This is a genomic window from Bartonella sp. B10834G3 (assembly GCF_016102505.1).
Lineage (GTDB): Bacteria > Pseudomonadota > Alphaproteobacteria > Rhizobiales > Rhizobiaceae > Bartonella > Bartonella choladocola.
This window is the reverse complement of the sequence record NZ_JACFOM010000004.1, coordinates 21391-36730: the sequence shown is the minus strand read 5'-3', so window position 1 is coordinate 36730 and position 15340 is coordinate 21391. Positions and strand designations below refer to the sequence as shown.

At 43.9% G+C, this 15340-nt stretch carries 12 protein-coding genes; 11 read left to right on the top strand and 1 reads right to left on the bottom strand.

All coding sequences use genetic code 11. The features are described 5' to 3' along the window. The first annotated feature begins 85 nt into the window (after positions 1-85). From H3S94_RS10570 to H3S94_RS10560, 3 genes are all read left to right on the top strand, one after another. Positions 86-2869 (top strand): type ISP restriction/modification enzyme, encoded by a 2784-nt coding sequence (locus H3S94_RS10570; RefSeq protein ID WP_198241020.1) that lies wholly within the window; start codon positions 86-88, stop codon positions 2867-2869. Between the two features lie 405 nt (positions 2870-3274). After that, the gene (locus H3S94_RS10565; RefSeq protein WP_198241017.1) at positions 3275-5023 is read left to right on the top strand and encodes a DUF262 domain-containing protein; all 1749 of its coding nucleotides are present in this window, start codon (positions 3275-3277) and stop codon (positions 5021-5023) included. Positions 5024-5861: 838 nt separating this feature from the next. After that, the gene (locus H3S94_RS10560) at positions 5862-6263 is read left to right on the top strand and encodes a hypothetical protein (protein ID WP_198241015.1); all 402 of its coding nucleotides are present in this window, start codon (positions 5862-5864) and stop codon (positions 6261-6263) included. Between the two features lie 716 nt (positions 6264-6979). Here H3S94_RS10560 and H3S94_RS10555 read toward each other — a convergent pair. Continuing rightward, a complete protein-coding gene (locus H3S94_RS10555) occupies positions 6980-7708 on the bottom strand; it encodes a GntR family transcriptional regulator (RefSeq protein ID WP_369805743.1) in 729 nt (242 codons plus the stop codon). 164 nt (positions 7709-7872) lie between these two features. Here H3S94_RS10555 and H3S94_RS10550 point away from each other — a divergent pair, with 164 nt between their 5' ends. From H3S94_RS10550 to H3S94_RS10515, 8 genes are all read left to right on the top strand, one after another. Further along, positions 7873-8685, top strand: coding sequence for an ABC transporter substrate-binding protein (locus H3S94_RS10550; protein WP_198241101.1), 813 nt, complete (start codon positions 7873-7875; stop codon positions 8683-8685). Between the two features lie 70 nt (positions 8686-8755). Next, a complete protein-coding gene (locus H3S94_RS10545) occupies positions 8756-9532 on the top strand; it encodes an amino acid ABC transporter ATP-binding protein (protein ID WP_077993520.1) in 777 nt (258 codons plus the stop codon). 8 nt (positions 9533-9540) lie between these two features. Beyond that, entirely contained in the window at positions 9541-10209 is a 669-nt protein-coding gene (locus H3S94_RS10540) for an amino acid ABC transporter permease (RefSeq protein WP_198241014.1), read from the top strand. A 12-nt stretch (positions 10210-10221) separates the two neighbouring features. After that, positions 10222-10923, top strand: coding sequence for an amino acid ABC transporter permease (locus H3S94_RS10535; RefSeq protein ID WP_077994651.1), 702 nt, complete (start codon positions 10222-10224; stop codon positions 10921-10923). Between the two features lie 25 nt (positions 10924-10948). Next, positions 10949-11824 carry a dihydrodipicolinate synthase family protein gene (locus H3S94_RS10530; protein WP_077993518.1) on the top strand — a complete coding sequence of 292 codons (876 nt, stop codon included), beginning with the start codon at positions 10949-10951 and terminating at the stop codon, positions 11822-11824. Positions 11825-11833: 9 nt separating this feature from the next. Then, positions 11834-13087 (top strand): FAD-binding oxidoreductase, encoded by a 1254-nt coding sequence (locus H3S94_RS10525; RefSeq protein ID WP_077994650.1) that lies wholly within the window; start codon positions 11834-11836, stop codon positions 13085-13087. Positions 13088-13099: 12 nt separating this feature from the next. Beyond that, a complete protein-coding gene (locus tag H3S94_RS10520) occupies positions 13100-13810 on the top strand; it encodes an SDR family oxidoreductase (protein ID WP_198241013.1) in 711 nt (236 codons plus the stop codon). Positions 13811-13846: 36 nt separating this feature from the next. Beyond that, complete coding sequence (locus H3S94_RS10515; protein ID WP_198241012.1) at positions 13847-15322, top strand: aldehyde dehydrogenase family protein; 1476 nt, start codon at positions 13847-13849, stop codon at positions 15320-15322. The last annotated feature ends 18 nt before the right edge of the window (positions 15323-15340 follow it).

Sequence of the window (15340 nt, the reverse complement as noted above, 5' to 3'; positions counted from 1 at the left end):
ACCGGCATGGTCGGCAAGAATTGGTTTGGCCCGGCATTACTGTTTTCCAAGCGTGGAAAGCCTTGCAGTTTATTCATACGGGGATGTGACAGAATTGGATTTTGCAAAACCGAAAAAGCCGGTCAAAAGAACTGATGGTTTGCGCCTTTCACAACAATGGGCAGATGATATTGCAAAAATCGCCCGAAATTTGATCGACCATATAACGCGCCAGCTTCAAAATCCCGATCATTCAGGCCTTCATACCGCTTTCAACGACTTTTCAGCCTTGCTTGAGAAAAACTTCCATGCTGCGCTTGACGATGAGATGGTTGTTGAAATGCTGGCACAATATCGCATTACCAAGCCGGTTTTCGATATTTTGTTCAGCCATTCCAATGTGGCAGGAAACAACCCCCTATCCATTGCCATAAACAAGGTGCTGGACACACTTGACGAGAACGCCATCACTCCGGAGCCGGAGAAGTTGGAAGCATTTTACCGGATCGTGAGCGAGAGCGCCAAAAGGGTGGATAAGAACGGGCAAGCGCGGCAGAAACTGATTGTCGAACTTTATGACCGGTTTTTCAGCAAAGCATTTCCGAAGATGGCCGACCGTTTGGGAATTGTCTATACGCCGGTCGAAGTGGTGGATTTCATTCTTCATAGCGTCGATGACATTTTGAGAACAGAGTTCAATAGTTCCTTTGGAAGTAAAAGGGTGCATATCCTTGATCCGTTCACCGGAACCGGTATTTTTATCGCCCGCCTCATTGAATGCGGGCTGATTGATAAAGAAAATTCAAAACGTGTCTATAATAACGGACTTCATGCCAATGAACTTGTTTTGCTGGCCTGTTATCTTGCCACAATCAATATAGAAACGGCTTATTATTCCAGCTATGGCGGTGAATATCAGGCTTTTTCGGGCGTTCGCCTGCAAGATACGTTCCTGATGGATGCAAAACAAAATAGCATTCCTAAAAAGCCCGACAGTCATAAAAATATCAACACAAATGATGACGAGAAACACTTTGCCGAAAGCAATGGTTTGACTGATATAAAGGTTATCGTCGGCAATCCGCCTTATTCGACGGGGCAGGAGAGTGCAAATGATGATGCGGCAAACCTGAAATATCCGCAGATTGACCGACGAATAGCACAAACCTATCTTGTTTCCACATTGAACAAAGGCGGTAAACGGTCGTCCTATGACAGCTATATTCGAGCCATTCGCTGGGCATCCGATCATATTGGCGATTGTGGTGTAATCGGTTTTGTGACAAATGCCGGTTTTATTCAATCCGCTTCAGCCGATGGTATGCGAAAATGTCTCGCCGAAGAATTTTCCAAAATTTATATTTTCCATTTGCGCGGCAATGCACGCACATCCGGCAAGCTGAGGCGCAAAGAAGGCGGCAATATATTCGGCGTCGGTTCACGCGCACCGGTTGCCATATCTATTTTCGTTAAAAATCCTTCGGCCAAACAAAAGGGGCAGATCTTTTTTTATGACATTGGCGATTATCTTGATAACACCCACAAACTTGAAATCATCAAAACATTCAAAAGCATTGCCGGTTTGAAAGACAAATGGCAAAAAATTATTCCCGATAGTTACCATGATTGGCTTCATCAGCGGGATCGGCATTTCAAAAATTATCTCGCAATGGGCGAGAAGAGCAGGAACAAAACCCTTACAATTTTCAAACTCTATTCAAGTGGTGTTGTTTCAAGTCGTGATGCCTGGGTCTATAATTATTCAAAGGCAAGGTTGCTAACCAATGCCCGCCAGATGACAGAGTTTTATAACAGCGAAATCGACAGATATTCCCGCTATAAGAAACGCTTTCCTGATACAGTCGTCAATGTGAGAGATTTCGTCAAAAAAGACGTAAAAAAATTCAGTTGGGGCGGCGGCAATTGGCAGTCGGGTTTCAAAAAACAGATTAAAGAAACATTTTCGGAAGAATTGACCGGAATATGCAATATTCGTCCGTTTACCAAATTATGGCACTATCGTGCTTCCCGCTTCAATCACAGCTTTTATTCGATGAAAGAGATTTTTCCTGACAATGCTTCGGAAAATATAGCCATTTGTATATCGGGCAATGGTAAGCGCGGTGGTTTTTCAGTTCTTCTGTCGAACCGGATTAGCGATTTCCAGTTCGAGGATAATGGCCAATGTTTCCCGCTTTATCTTTTTGAAAAAACTTGTAACGAGGCGGCCGGAAAAACCCAGGAACAATGTTCATTCAAGCGTCTCGACGCTATTACAGACGAGGCTCTGGAATATTTTCAAACTGCCTATTCAGATAATCACATCACGAAAGAAGACCTGTTCTATTATATTTACGGGATTTTGCATTCGCCGGACTATCGAACCCGTTTTGCCGACAATCTCGTTAAAGAACTGCCACGCATTCCTGCTGTTAAAATGCTTGAAGACTTCAAGGCTTTTATAAGCGCCGGTCGCGCATTGGGGCATTTGCATGTAAACTATGAAAGCGTTGAAAAATATCCGGTCAAAATTCTAACAAAAAAGAAAACACTTGAAGCGGACGATTTTTATGTGACGAAAATGCGCTATGGCGGGAGGGGCAAAAACAAAGACCGCTCGGTCATTCATTACAATGACAAAATTACCATTACGGGAATACCGCTTGCCGCTTATGACTATATCGTCAACAATAAAACGGCAATTGACTGGGTGATGGAGAGGCAAAGTATACGCATTGATAAAACTAGTGGAATTGTCAACGATGCCAATGATTTTGCACGCGAGACAATGCATAATCCTGCTTATCCGCTGGAACTCTTGCAAAGGGTAATCAGTGTTTCTGTTAAAACTGTCAAAATTATCCGTAACTTGCCGGAATTGGTTATTTGAATTTTGAAAAATGGGTTTGCCGATCTCAATCGAATTTCGGTCAAGAATATTATTAGTTTCAAACCTATAATATTTCCCGCTTTTTTATTTTTATAAAAACCGGAAATTTGACGTTAAAAATAAAATTTTGTTTTCAGTCACGAATTTCTTAAAACGATATTTATTGCCAAGAAAATTGATAAATTGTCAGACAATCGGGGTAGAATAGCAATTGCGCTTTCGCGCCGAAAAATATTGTTTTTGTGTTGTAAGCGTGAATAAAGCGGATTTTGATAAACGCGGCCAAAATTAATTATTGAAAAACAATAAAATCAGGATAATAAACGTTCTTATTACTCTATCGGATTATGTTTTTCTCTGAAAAGAGAAAAAGCTGATAAATGGCGCCATATGCGGAGGGAAAACATGCACGACAACATAAAGGCTCAAGAGAAATCTCTCGATAGTATCTTTAGTGGCAATTACGTATTTTCCGTACCGTCTTATCAGCGGCCATATTCATGGACAGAAGACAATGCAGCGGAACTATTTGACGATTTATTTGATGCTTATCAAAATAAAACAAGCGAGGGGGATTCTTATTTTCTCGGCAGTCTGGTGTTGAAAAAGGATCCCTATAAACCGAATTCCGATATTATAGATGGCCAACAACGTTTAACAACAATAACAATTTTACTCGCTATATTGCGTGATCAATTAAGCTCGTCGATTGAATTTAACGTTTTTTCCAAAGATTTACATAGTAGAATATTCAAGTCTGACCAGATTAGCGCGGCAAAAGATTTGTACCTTTTGACATTAAGGAACAAAGATGAGGGATTTTTTTGTAAGTATATTAAAGAAGAAGGCGCAACGTCAAAGGTTAATGATTTAAAAAAAGAAGTAGATTCCAGAGCAAGAATTATAGAAAATAGAAATATTTTATGGAAAAAGCTTTTTAAGCTATCCGACAATGACAAATATGAATTTGCCAAATTTATCATGAATAACTGTTTTCTTGTCGTTGTGGAAACACCGAATGAGGAAAGTGCATTTCGTATATTTTCTGTGTTGAATGCGAGAGGGTTAAGTTTAACAGTTGCAGATTTATTAAAGGCCGAACTTATTAGCTCGATTCCCGTTATTAAACAGGAGAGATTTACACAGGATTGGGAAGGGTTTGAAAAAACATTAGGTCGGTCGGATTTTACCAATCTATTTTCCTATATTCGTATGATATATGCAAAAACCAAATTGCGTAAAACGCTTCTTAAAGAGTTCCATGAATATGTGATTGACGTTAAAAACGTAAATTCCAAGGCAGCTTTTAAAGATGCGGAAGACTTCATTGATAACGCATTGGATGAATACGTAGACGCTTATGATCAGATCAAGAACTGTTCATATGTTGGAAAAAATGAAAGAGATACAGAAGAAATTAATCGTTATTTCAAATATCTTAATAGACTGGATAACTCCGATTGGTTACCACCTGCTATCGAAGTAATGAAATATTACCAATATAATGATAAATTTTTACTCCAATTTTTTAGAAAATTTGAACGTTTTGCTTATGGGCAATTTATTTTACGCACGATGGTTAACATCAGGATCGCAAAATATGGCGAATTGTTAAAGGCTATTCAAAAGGCCGAAAAGGAAAGCCAAACTGATTTTATAGTTGATGCCTTGAAGTTGAGCGATAACGAGAAGGCGCAAATTAAAAAAATTCTTGATGGTGATATTTACGATAAGCCTGCTATCAGATTGCCTTTATTGTTACGGCTAGATGAATTTTTGTCCACTGGATCAGCGACCTATGACTACAAGACGATTAGTATTGAACATGTATTGCCTCAAACAAGTGATAATATAGAAAGTTGGACGCAAGCTTTTCCGGATGAAAAAATCAGAGCCGAATGGGTCAATAAGCTTGCAAATTTGGTGCTTTTAAATGGACGAACGAATTCTTCCGCACAAAATTATGATTTCGAGACAAAAAAAGAAAAATATTTTAAAACAAAAAATGGAAACATTAGCGGGGTTACTAATTTTGCACTGACAAGTCAGGTTATTCGGGAAAATGAATGGACACCTGAAGTACTTGAAAAGAGACAAGAGGAGCTACTTTCCACCTTTGACGCAATTTGGGATTTAAATTCTAAGGATAGCTAAGAGATTGACGCTATTCCGGTCATAGAATCGTTGATGCGGCAAAATATGCGTGCAATTCAAGGCAATAATGATTGAATAATACCGCTCTAAATTTGTTTGTGATAAATTGTTGTAAAATCAGTTGGCACAAATAGTTTGCAACAGCACGGAGTGTTAACAGGTTCAGGCCGGAAATTTCTAGAAATTGTTTGGTCGAAGTTTTGGTGAATAGCTTTATTTTATGCCGGAAAAGCACGTTTTTGGTATGGAAATCTCTCGACTGGAGTTCACACTTCAAAATTTCTGTATTCTTCAAAAATGGATTAACTGGTTTACACGAGTTCAACATCTGAAAAGTTAAAACAGTTTAAAGCCTGCGAGCCGCAGGCTTTAAAACAATCCCGAATGAAAAAGCGAATAAAATGATCTTGGCCGGAAAGTGTTTTACTCAAGTGCTTTGCCGCGTAATGACAATATTTGTCGCTGATAAAGCTTTCTCGACATTCAGTCTCTCGCGAACGCGATGACTATACGGGGGGCTGTCGATCACTGCTGAAAGTTTTCAATCTCAAACGTTACCAAGCTCGTCTGTCGGCGATGGTGTGGCTTTTCGTCTATAGACAATATAGTGCCTTTCAGCAAACCGCATTGACGACAAAATCTCCGCTATTCAACCTGACAAAGTTGAATGAAGCCAAAAAAATATGTTGAATAAAATCTTTCATAAATCTGTGCGCTATGTCTCCGCCCAAAATTATGCAAGGATGAGGAATTCGATTAGTAAATTCCTTCGGCATTCTTCGGGATTTTACTGTTAAAATTTAAATATTGAGCGAATAGCAATTATGGGGAAATATTTATGAATAGAGAAGAGTTGAAAAAAGCAGCTTTAGAAATTTTTGACAAAATTGCTGACGAGCATCCAAAAGGACATCAAGAAGTATATATGAATTATTATTTCGTCAAAAATTCAAAACTTTGTTTTGCCTTTGAAAAAGCTTTAAAAACGCCACTAAATATATGGTGTAAATTAGGAGTGGACAAAGATGTCGGGGGAATTAAGGGAGTGGAAAGCCTGGCGAAGAACCTTTGGCAAAAGGTTAATAAAAAGGGTGAGAAAGTTTACGGTCGCCATTCCGGTTTAAAAAGAATTGACGAGCTTCGTAATGCCGATTTGATCAAATACACACCGACAACACTTGGAGAAGTGCAAAAGGTTGTTGAAGGACTTATAAAAGCGGCAGCCAAGGGTGTGAAATAGAATTAGCGGAATGATAAGCACGACGAAATATGCGTGCCTATAATTGTGCGAACCCTTAATAGTGTCGAGGAAGTGAGCTTGGTCTGCCTGTTTTGGTAGCTCAAGCAGTTCTTGATAATAGAAATTTTTTATGTCGGGTTAAAAATGCACGGCAATTGACGGGGTATTAAAAACCATGAAAACCCGTTTGAATTACGTGCACGATCTTTCTTTTTGAAAATTTCATCGTCCCGATAAGGTGCGAGGTGAATTTTCGAGTATCTCAAAAATTGCGATATAAGACACCTTGCGCGTTCAGAAAATGAAAAAGAATTGATGCGGTCGGACAATCTGCCAGAGCAGGTAAGAAAGCTTTTGTTGAAGGCCACACGGTTAACAAAATAGAGTTGCAATAAAATAAAATAGATTTGCGAGCAAACAAAATAGATTTGCAATAAAACAAAAAGTTTTTTGAAAAAATTACTGCATTTATTATGAATACGATCAGGCTCGTTCGAGAATTGATCGGAATTGCCATTCTGCTATGAAGTAAGTTTCAAAGCAGAGCGGTTTTAAAATCGCGAACCGTAACAGCTTCACAAGACAAAATCCTGTTATCTGAAATCAGGGATTGGCAATAAATGACAACCGGTTTTGACAGATGCTCTTAAATGTCCAGCTTGCAGGCCTAGATCATAGTAGCCGTTAGCTTGGATACCTGTTGACCGGTTAAGACCCTAATTGCCCACTGATAATTTAACATCGGCAGCATAATTTTCACGCATAAAGTCGATAAAACTTTCCTGATATTGGCGCGTATGTTCATGCGCAAGTCTGTCACATTCCTCGACATCCTGCGCAATGATTGCATCAAGCATGAGCTGATGTTCGTCTGTCAAGAGATAACCCTCATTGGTGCGCTCCAGATACTCGAAATGTAAGTGCATCATTCTTTGCCCCTCATTTAAAAGACGGGAATAGAAGTCTGTAAGATAAGGATTGCGTCCGGCATAAGCGATGGCCAAATGAAATTGCTTATTCGTTTCCGACATAGCAAGATGAACGTTGCGCGCGACAGCCTGTTCAAATTCTTTCAGCCGTTTTTCAATTATTTTTATATCTTCATTCGTTCTGAAACGCGCGGCAAGACGCGTATTCATGCGTTGAGCAATATCCAATGCCTCGACATATTTGGGAAAAGTTGCCAATTCGATTGGCGCGACAATCGTTGTTCTATTGGCAAGTGTCACAACCAGATTGTCATTTGCCAAACGGATCAATGCTTCCCTTATTGGCGAACGCGAAAGCTCGAACCTCTCGGCAAGCGAGGTTTCATCCAACATCTGTCCCGGCTTTAGTTTGAGACACAGAATTTCATAATATAACGTGTCATAGACGAGGCGCGAGCCGGATTTTTTCTTCTGGTCTTTCGGCATATACATCTTAACAACTTTCGATCTCTTCATTTCTATAACTATTTTTCCCTGTTTTGTCGATTACGGAAATTTGCCGCTTGACAATGTCGACACATTGACGACATACTGCTTAAAAACGACAAAATGTCGACATTGTCAAGAAAGGGAGGATCATGACAATATCATTTCGCAAAATTGCTTTAATGTGTCGAAAAATGGCTTTTGTGGGTGTTTTGGCAAGCACCCAGATTGCCGGAATGGTGATGCAGGGAGAAGCGCAATCAACTGGCAGTTATTGGCAAGAGGTACAAAAGCGCGGCGTCTTGAAATGCGGCGCGGCTATTGCTTCTCCCTATGTCATGCGAGATCCGCAGTCAGGCCATTATTCCGGCTTTTTTGTCGAGTTATGCCGCCAATTTGCCGATGTCTTGCAGGTAAAAGCCGAATTCGTCGATACAACATGGGATAATCTTGTTGCCGGATTGCAAGCCAGCAAGTGGGATATGGCGATGGCACTGAACAGAACCCCGTTAAGGGCTATGGCTGCCCAGTTTACCATTCCGGCGGTGCAATATCAGGTTTCTTTTGTTTATAATAAAGCCAACACAAAAATACCTGAACATCCGGTAAAACTCGAAGATATTGATAAACCGGGTATAACAGTGGCGGTCATGTCCGGAACAGCCTGGGATAAGGCACTAACGGCGACCTTGAAAAATGCAACCCTTATGCGGCTTACCGGCGGCGACGAAGCAAGATTGTCGGTGATGTCGCGGCGTGCCGACATTCTGGCCGATGCATCGGATTCAAACAAACTGTTCAAGCAAGCCAATGCTTCATGGGCGGTCGAATTCATTCCCGAACCGGCGCTTGCCAAGCAAGGAATTTCCTTTGCTTTATCAAGAGAGTTAAGCCCCGCGGATGTTGCTGTTGTCGATATTTTTCTTGAAGGAAAAGTGGCGGATGGAGAAGTCGACAGACTGGTTGAAGAAGCAACAGCACAATCATTGGAAAATGTAGGGAAATAATTCATAAAAACTGGCGGTCAAACAGCCGCCGGCTTTTTCAATATTGCTTCAAAATGCGGAGGAGCATCAGATGGAAGCGATCGACAAAACTCCCCTTATCAGCATGAAAGATGTCCGGAAGAGTTACGGTGCGCTCGATGTGCTGAAGGGCATCAACGTCGATATGACAGCCGGAGAGCGTCTAGTTGTTATCGGGCCGAGTGGCGGGGGAAAAAGTACATTATTGCGCGTTGTTATGGGATTGGAGGAAATCAAAGGGGGAACCGTTGCGCTGGAAGGTTCCCCTTATATTTCTGTCAATCCGAAAAACAATAAAACTGTCATTGATACAAAAATCCGCCGTTCGATCGGCATGGTTTTTCAGCATTATACTTTATTTCCGCACCTGAATATTCTCGACAATCTGATTTTGGCACCGGTTAAAATTAACAAGGAAGCCAAAGCTTCGGCTATTGATCGGGCAATGGAATTGTTGGAACGCTTCGGCCTTGCATCGAAAGCCAAAGTTTTTCCCGCGCAGCTTTCCGGTGGTCAGAAACAACGTGTGGCTATTGCCCGTGCGCTGATGCTTGATCCCAAACTATTGCTGTTTGATGAAGTCACATCGGCTCTTGATCCGGAACTGGTGAGCGAAATCGAAAATGTCATGATGGATCTGGCCGAGCAATCCCTGCCAATGATGATTGTCACGCATGATATGGGCTTTGCCAGAAATATTGCTTCAAGGGTTATTTTCTGTGCCGGTGGCGTTGTTGTTGAAGACGGGCCGCGCGAGCAGGTTTTGGGAACGCCCGAAAACGAGCGGACAAGGGAATTTATCAAGCGCGTTTTCCGGATTGGCGAATAGGGGGAAAAATGAATTATCATTTCGACTTCAATTCCGTCTTTCGCAATATGCAGCCGCTATGGGACGGCTTGGGTGTTACCTTGCAATTGACATTGGCTGCCAATGTCATCGGCCTGACATTCGGGTTCATTGTTGCGCTGTTTTTATTCAACAAATACGCAATATTAAGAATGCCTTTTATTGCCTTTGTCGAATTTTATCGCTGTACACCGGCAATGGTGCAGATCGTCTGGTTTTTTTACTGCGTGCCGATGATGTTCAACTGGTTTTTGCCGCCGGTTACGATGGGAATAATCGCATTGTCGTTAAACCTCGTTGCCTTCAATGCCGAAGCTTATCGTTCGGCAATCCAGAATGTACCGCGCGAACATATAGATGCCGGCATTGCACTGGGATTTACGCCATTCCAGCGGATACGCTATATCATATTGCCGACCGCTTTCCGGTCGTCTTTGCCGGTTTTGTTGACAAATGGAATTGTCATTTTTCAACAGAGCGCATTGGTGGCCCTCGTTGCCGTCAACGACCTGATGTATGCAGGCAAATCATTGGCTACCAACAATTTTCGCCCGATAGAGACATTTACGATCGTTGCCTTGATCTATTTTGCCATTTCCTATCCCGTTTCGCAATTTGTCGGATGGATGGAAAAACGCCGCGAAATCATGAGCAGTTAGCGGGGGATGAAGATGTCTTTTGAAACAAGCAGCTTTGTGAACTTCATTTCCTCATTGGATTTTTCTGTCGTATGGCGTTTCAAATATGCGCTTTTATGGGGATTGGTAACAACATTAAAGTTAACCGTGATCTGTATTACATTGGGCGCGCTGTTAGGCTTTGTAACAAGCCTGTTTCGCACGTCGAAACATTGGTTTTTGCGCTTTTTTTCGGGAATTTATGTGGAATTTTTCCGTGGAACTCCGGTGCTGATACAGCTTTTCTGGATTTTCTTTTGTTTGCCTGTTCTATTGGGAGTGGAGCTTAGCAATTCATTTTCGGCCATATTGGCGCTTACGATTTATATGGGGGCGATCAGCAGTGAAACCTTCCGGGCATCGCTAAAAAATGTTGGCAAAGAACAATATGATGCCTGTATCGCACTCGGCCTGACGCCTGCCGTGCGCACACTTTATATCGTGTTTCCGCAAGCGGTGTTACGTGCCATTCCGACACTTCTTTCCAATTGTATCGCGCTATTCAAGGAAAGTGCGCTGGTTTCGGCTGTCGGCATGGCCGATCTTATGTTTGTCGGGCAGAACATTTCCAATGCAACCGCCCGTCCGGTGGAAGTTCTCACAACTGTCGCCATTATTTACTTTGCTATCGGCTTTCCACTGGCAAGGTGCGTAACATTTTTTGAAAAACGCATTCTCAAGCGTTTCTCGATGTAACAATCATTCAACAATGGAGAAAATTATGAAATTAAAAGGTGTAATGCCCGCACTTGTCACTCCTTTTGACGAAGATTTCAAAGTCGATTTCAAGGCTTTTGAAAAGCTTTTGACCAAGCTTCGCAATGATGGTGTTTCCGGTTGGGTACCATGCGGCTCGACAGGTGAATATAATGCCATGACAGCCGAAGAACGTGTTTCGGTTTTAAAATTCGTCAAGGAATTTGCCAATAAGGACGAGCTGTTGATTGCCGGTACCAATGGCGGTTCGACATGGGAAGTGATCGAACATACCAAACGCGCCCGCGATCTCGGTTATGACACTGTTCTTCTGTCTTCACCCTATTATGCCACGCCTGCCGTTGACGAACTGATTTCCCATTATCAGGCGGTGCTCGATGCAGTGGATGTGAATATTATTCTTTATAATTATCCGCCAAAAGTCGGTGTCGAGGTGGGGCTCGACGTGATGGACGCTTTTGTCAATGAGCCACGTATTATCGGCATTAAGGAATCCAGTGGAAACCTGTTGCGCGCGATTGATATTCGTATGCGTTACGGGGATCGTTACCAGCTTGCAAATGGTTCGGACGACCAGACACTGGACTTCTATCTTTGGGGTGCAACATGCTGGATCTGTGGCCCTGCCAATTGTATGGCGAAAGCCTGCGTTGATCTGGTTAACAAAATCGAAAGCGGTGATTGGATGGCAGCCCGCAGCAAGATGCAAACCATTTATGCCGCCATGTCATCGCTTGAAAGCGGCAAGTTTGTTGAAAAGGTAAAATATGGATGCGAATTGGCCGGAACGCCTGTTGGTCTTGGACGCCGTCCATTGCTTGCACTTTCGGCTGACGAGAAAAAAGCTTTTGCAAAGGCTATGGAACCGGTTTTGGGGTGAAAAATGGGTATGCGGGAGGATAAAAAAACAAGGGTCGCAGTTCTGGGCGCGGGTATTATCGGTACAACCATAGCCTATGAATTGCAAAAACGCGGAAAATCTGTCGTTCTTATTGACAGAAACGAGCCGGGGCGTGGTGCTTCATTCGGCAATATGGCAAGTATTGCGGTGACCGAGTTTCTTCCCTCTTCCCGCCCGTCTATTTTATCACAAATTCCCAAATGGGTTTTTGATCCGGAAGGGCCGGTGTCTATCCGGCCTGCCTATTTGCCACGCATGGCTTTCTGGTTGGTACGCTTTTTGAAGGCTGCCCGCCCCAAAACAATGGAAGCCCTTTCGGCTGCGGGAGCGGCACTGTGCCATCGCGCATTGACAGATCTTCAATCCATGCTGGATGGAATTGACAATCGGGATGCACTGAGTTCTGAAGGGTGTATAAGCCTCTATGGCAGTAAGGCCGAACTTGATAATGATAATGACCATATCTCGACATTGGAGCGTTACGGTTTTGATTATCGAATTTTATCGGCCAAAGATGTAAAAGATCTTGAACCTGCAATTACCGATCACATCCATTGTGGCTTATTGTTTCCCGATAATAAGTCGGTATCCGACCCTTATTTACTGGTTCAAAAATTCCTTGCCGCTTTTCTCGCTAATGGTGGCGAAGTTTTAAAAGGCGAAGTCACGGGTTTCCGGAAGACAGACGATCAAATCCGTTTCATACAATTGGCCGACGGGCGCACGGTCGCTGTTGATGAAGCAGTCTTATCAGCCGGTGCTTATACCGGTAGACTTTCCAAACTGTTGGGCGAGCCGATCCCGCTTGAAACCGAACGCGGCTATCATACCCAGATCATGAAGCCGAATATTTCTTTACGCCATTCCATTATCTGGCCGGCACGAGCGTTTATGGTGACACCGACTGCCGGTGGTATTCGCGTAGGCGGAACGGTTGAAATGGCGGGGCTTGACGCTGCCCCCGATTATCGACGCTCGAAAATAACTGTTCGCCATGCAAAAGAAGCTCTGCCAGAATTAACGGTAGAAGATGCGACCGAGTGGATGGGACATCGCCCGGCTTTACCCGACACCGTGCCGATTATAAGCCCGTCGGCCAAGGTTAAAAACCTGTTTTATGCCACCGGACACGGGCATCTCGGAGTAACCTATAGTGCGACAACTGCTCAATTGATCGCCGATATGATGACCAATATCCCGATTGGCATGGATATGACGCCATATCGGGTTGACCGATTTTGAAAGGATGAAGCAATGACACAGGATAAAAACCCCGTTGCAATTTTGACCGGTGCCGGCCGCGGTATGGGAGCGGCAATTGCTCTCGAACTTCATCGGCGTGGCTATAGACTTGCATTGATGTCTCCTTCAGGCTCGGCCGTTACACTGGCTGAAAAACTGGGTGCGGTCGGTATGAAGGGGAGGGTTGAAAGTGGTGATGACCTGAAAGAGTTTGTGCATAGAACCCTTGACCGATATGGCCGTATTGACGCTGTTCTCAATCATACCGGACATCCGCCAAAAGACGATCTCATAAAGATTACCGATGAAATGTGGGAAAAAGGCAACGAGATGATGTTGTTGCCGGTGGTGCGCATGGCGCGCCTTGTAACGCCTGTTATGCTCGAACAGAAAAAAGGCGCATTTCTGAATATCACGACTTTCGCAGCCTATGAACCGACACTGGCTTTTCCGGTCTCATGCGCTTATCGGGCGGGCGTCGGTGTCTACACAAAACTTTATGCCGATCGTTATGCAGCAGACAATATCCGGATGAACTGTTTATTGCCCGGTTATATTGACAGCCTCGATCATACACAACAAACTGCGCAAACCATTCCAATGAAAAGGATTGGTCGAGTGGATGAAATCGCCAAGGCAGCCGCTTTCCTGCTTTCGGATGATGCATCCTACATAACCGGTCAGAATATACGTGTTGATGGTGGCCTCACCCGCCACGTCTAGGCCGTTTCGATATAGCGACAGTCAAGGGAGGAATTGATGCGCAACAAACTTTATATTGACGGAAAATGGGTGGAGGCGTTGTCGGGCGAAATGATCGATGTCATCAATCCCGCAACGGAAGAAGTTTTTGCAAAAGTTCCGGCGGCCAATGCAGAGGATATAGACAAGGCAGTCGGGGCTGCGCGCAAAGCTTTTGACAACGGGCCCTGGCCGAAAATGGAAGGCCGTGAACGTGCAGCCTATCTGCGCGCAATGGGCAAGCGAATTGAAGAACGGTTGAAAGAACTGGCAAGAATAGAGGTTCTTGATAATGGCAAGCCGTTACCCGAAGCCGAATGGGATATTGGTGATGTCGCAGCCTGTTTCTATTTTTATGCAGATATGGCCGAGCGGGAAGATATAAAGCAGGAAGAGATCATCGAACTGCAAGATAAACGTTTCACGTCAAAAGCGGTTACCGTGCCGCTTGGCGTTGTCGGCGGTATTGTCCCGTGGAACTATCCGATGTTGATGGCTGCGTGGAAGATTGCGCCTGCACTCGCGGCAGGTTGTACGATTGTGCTTAAACCGGCCGAACAGACACCATTGACGGCATTGGAATATGGAGCCATTGCCGATGATGTCAAATTGCCCGCCGGTGTTCTCAATATTGTAACCGGATTCGGTTCGACAGCCGGTCAGGCCTTATTGGAACATCGGGGGGTTGATAAATTGGCCTTTACCGGCTCGGTTCCCACCGGCTCCAAGGTGATGCAAGCGGCAGCGCGTGATATCAAGCGTGTCAGCCTTGAATTGGGTGGAAAATCGCCATTTCTGGTCTTTGAAGATAGCGATATTGACGAGGCGGTCGAATGGGTGATGTTCGGTATTTTCTGGAATCAGGGGCAGGTTTGTTCAGCCACTTCGCGGCTGTTGGTGCATGAGGCCATTTACGACAAATTTTTAGAAAAACTGGCTGCCGAAACCGCAAAGATCACCATTGGCAACGGTTTGGATGAAGGCATATTGTTGGGGCCGCTCGTATCCGAAAAACAATATCTTCAGGTTCTTGCCGCTATCGGGCAAGGGAAAAAGGATGGAGCGAAAATATTGACCGGCGGAAAACGGGCAAAAGGCTTTGACAAGGGTTATTTTGTCGAACCGACCATTCTGGTTGATGTTCCATTGACCAGTCATGTCTGGAATGAAGAAATTTTCGGTCCTGTTGTTGCGGTGCGCCCGTTTGAAACAGAAAGCGAGGCCGTTCATCTTGCCAATCATTCGCGTTTCGGCCTGGCTGCTGCCATCATGACCAAAGACCTGAAACGTGCCGAACGAGTTGCCGGCCAATTGAAGGCCGGCATTATCTGGATAAATTGCTCGCAACCGACTTTTGTCGAAGCCCCGTGGGGTGGCTTCAAGCAATCGGGAATAGGGCGCGAACTTGGCCGCTGGGGATATGAAAATTACCGCGAAATCAAGCAGATTACATCCTATGTCAGTAACCGGCCATGGGGTTGGTATAGCAAATAATTTTTTCGGGAGGAAAAA

Excerpts from the sequence above, each read along its gene's own strand:
- H3S94_RS10520 (WP_198241013.1), top strand. The coding sequence starts at position 13,100 with ATGACACAGGATAAAAACCCCGTTGCAATTTTGACCGGTGCCGGCCGC.
- H3S94_RS10515 (WP_198241012.1), top strand. The coding sequence starts at position 13,847 with ATGCGCAACAAACTTTATATTGACGGAAAATGGGTGGAGGCGTTGTCG.
- H3S94_RS10525 (WP_077994650.1), top strand. The coding sequence starts at position 11,834 with ATGCGGGAGGATAAAAAAACAAGGGTCGCAGTTCTGGGCGCGGGTATT.
- H3S94_RS10540 (WP_198241014.1), top strand. The coding sequence starts at position 9,541 with ATGAATTATCATTTCGACTTCAATTCCGTCTTTCGCAATATGCAGCCG.
- H3S94_RS10530 (WP_077993518.1), top strand. The coding sequence starts at position 10,949 with ATGAAATTAAAAGGTGTAATGCCCGCACTTGTCACTCCTTTTGACGAA.
- H3S94_RS10535 (WP_077994651.1), top strand. The coding sequence starts at position 10,222 with ATGTCTTTTGAAACAAGCAGCTTTGTGAACTTCATTTCCTCATTGGAT.
- H3S94_RS10565 (WP_198241017.1), top strand. The coding sequence starts at position 3,275 with ATGCACGACAACATAAAGGCTCAAGAGAAATCTCTCGATAGTATCTTT.
- H3S94_RS10550 (WP_198241101.1), top strand. The coding sequence starts at position 7,873 with ATGGCTTTTGTGGGTGTTTTGGCAAGCACCCAGATTGCCGGAATGGTG.
- H3S94_RS10560 (WP_198241015.1), top strand. The coding sequence starts at position 5,862 with ATGAATAGAGAAGAGTTGAAAAAAGCAGCTTTAGAAATTTTTGACAAA.
- H3S94_RS10555 (WP_369805743.1), bottom strand. The coding sequence starts at position 7,708 with ATGAAGAGATCGAAAGTTGTTAAGATGTATATGCCGAAAGACCAGAAG.
- H3S94_RS10545 (WP_077993520.1), top strand. The coding sequence starts at position 8,756 with ATGGAAGCGATCGACAAAACTCCCCTTATCAGCATGAAAGATGTCCGG.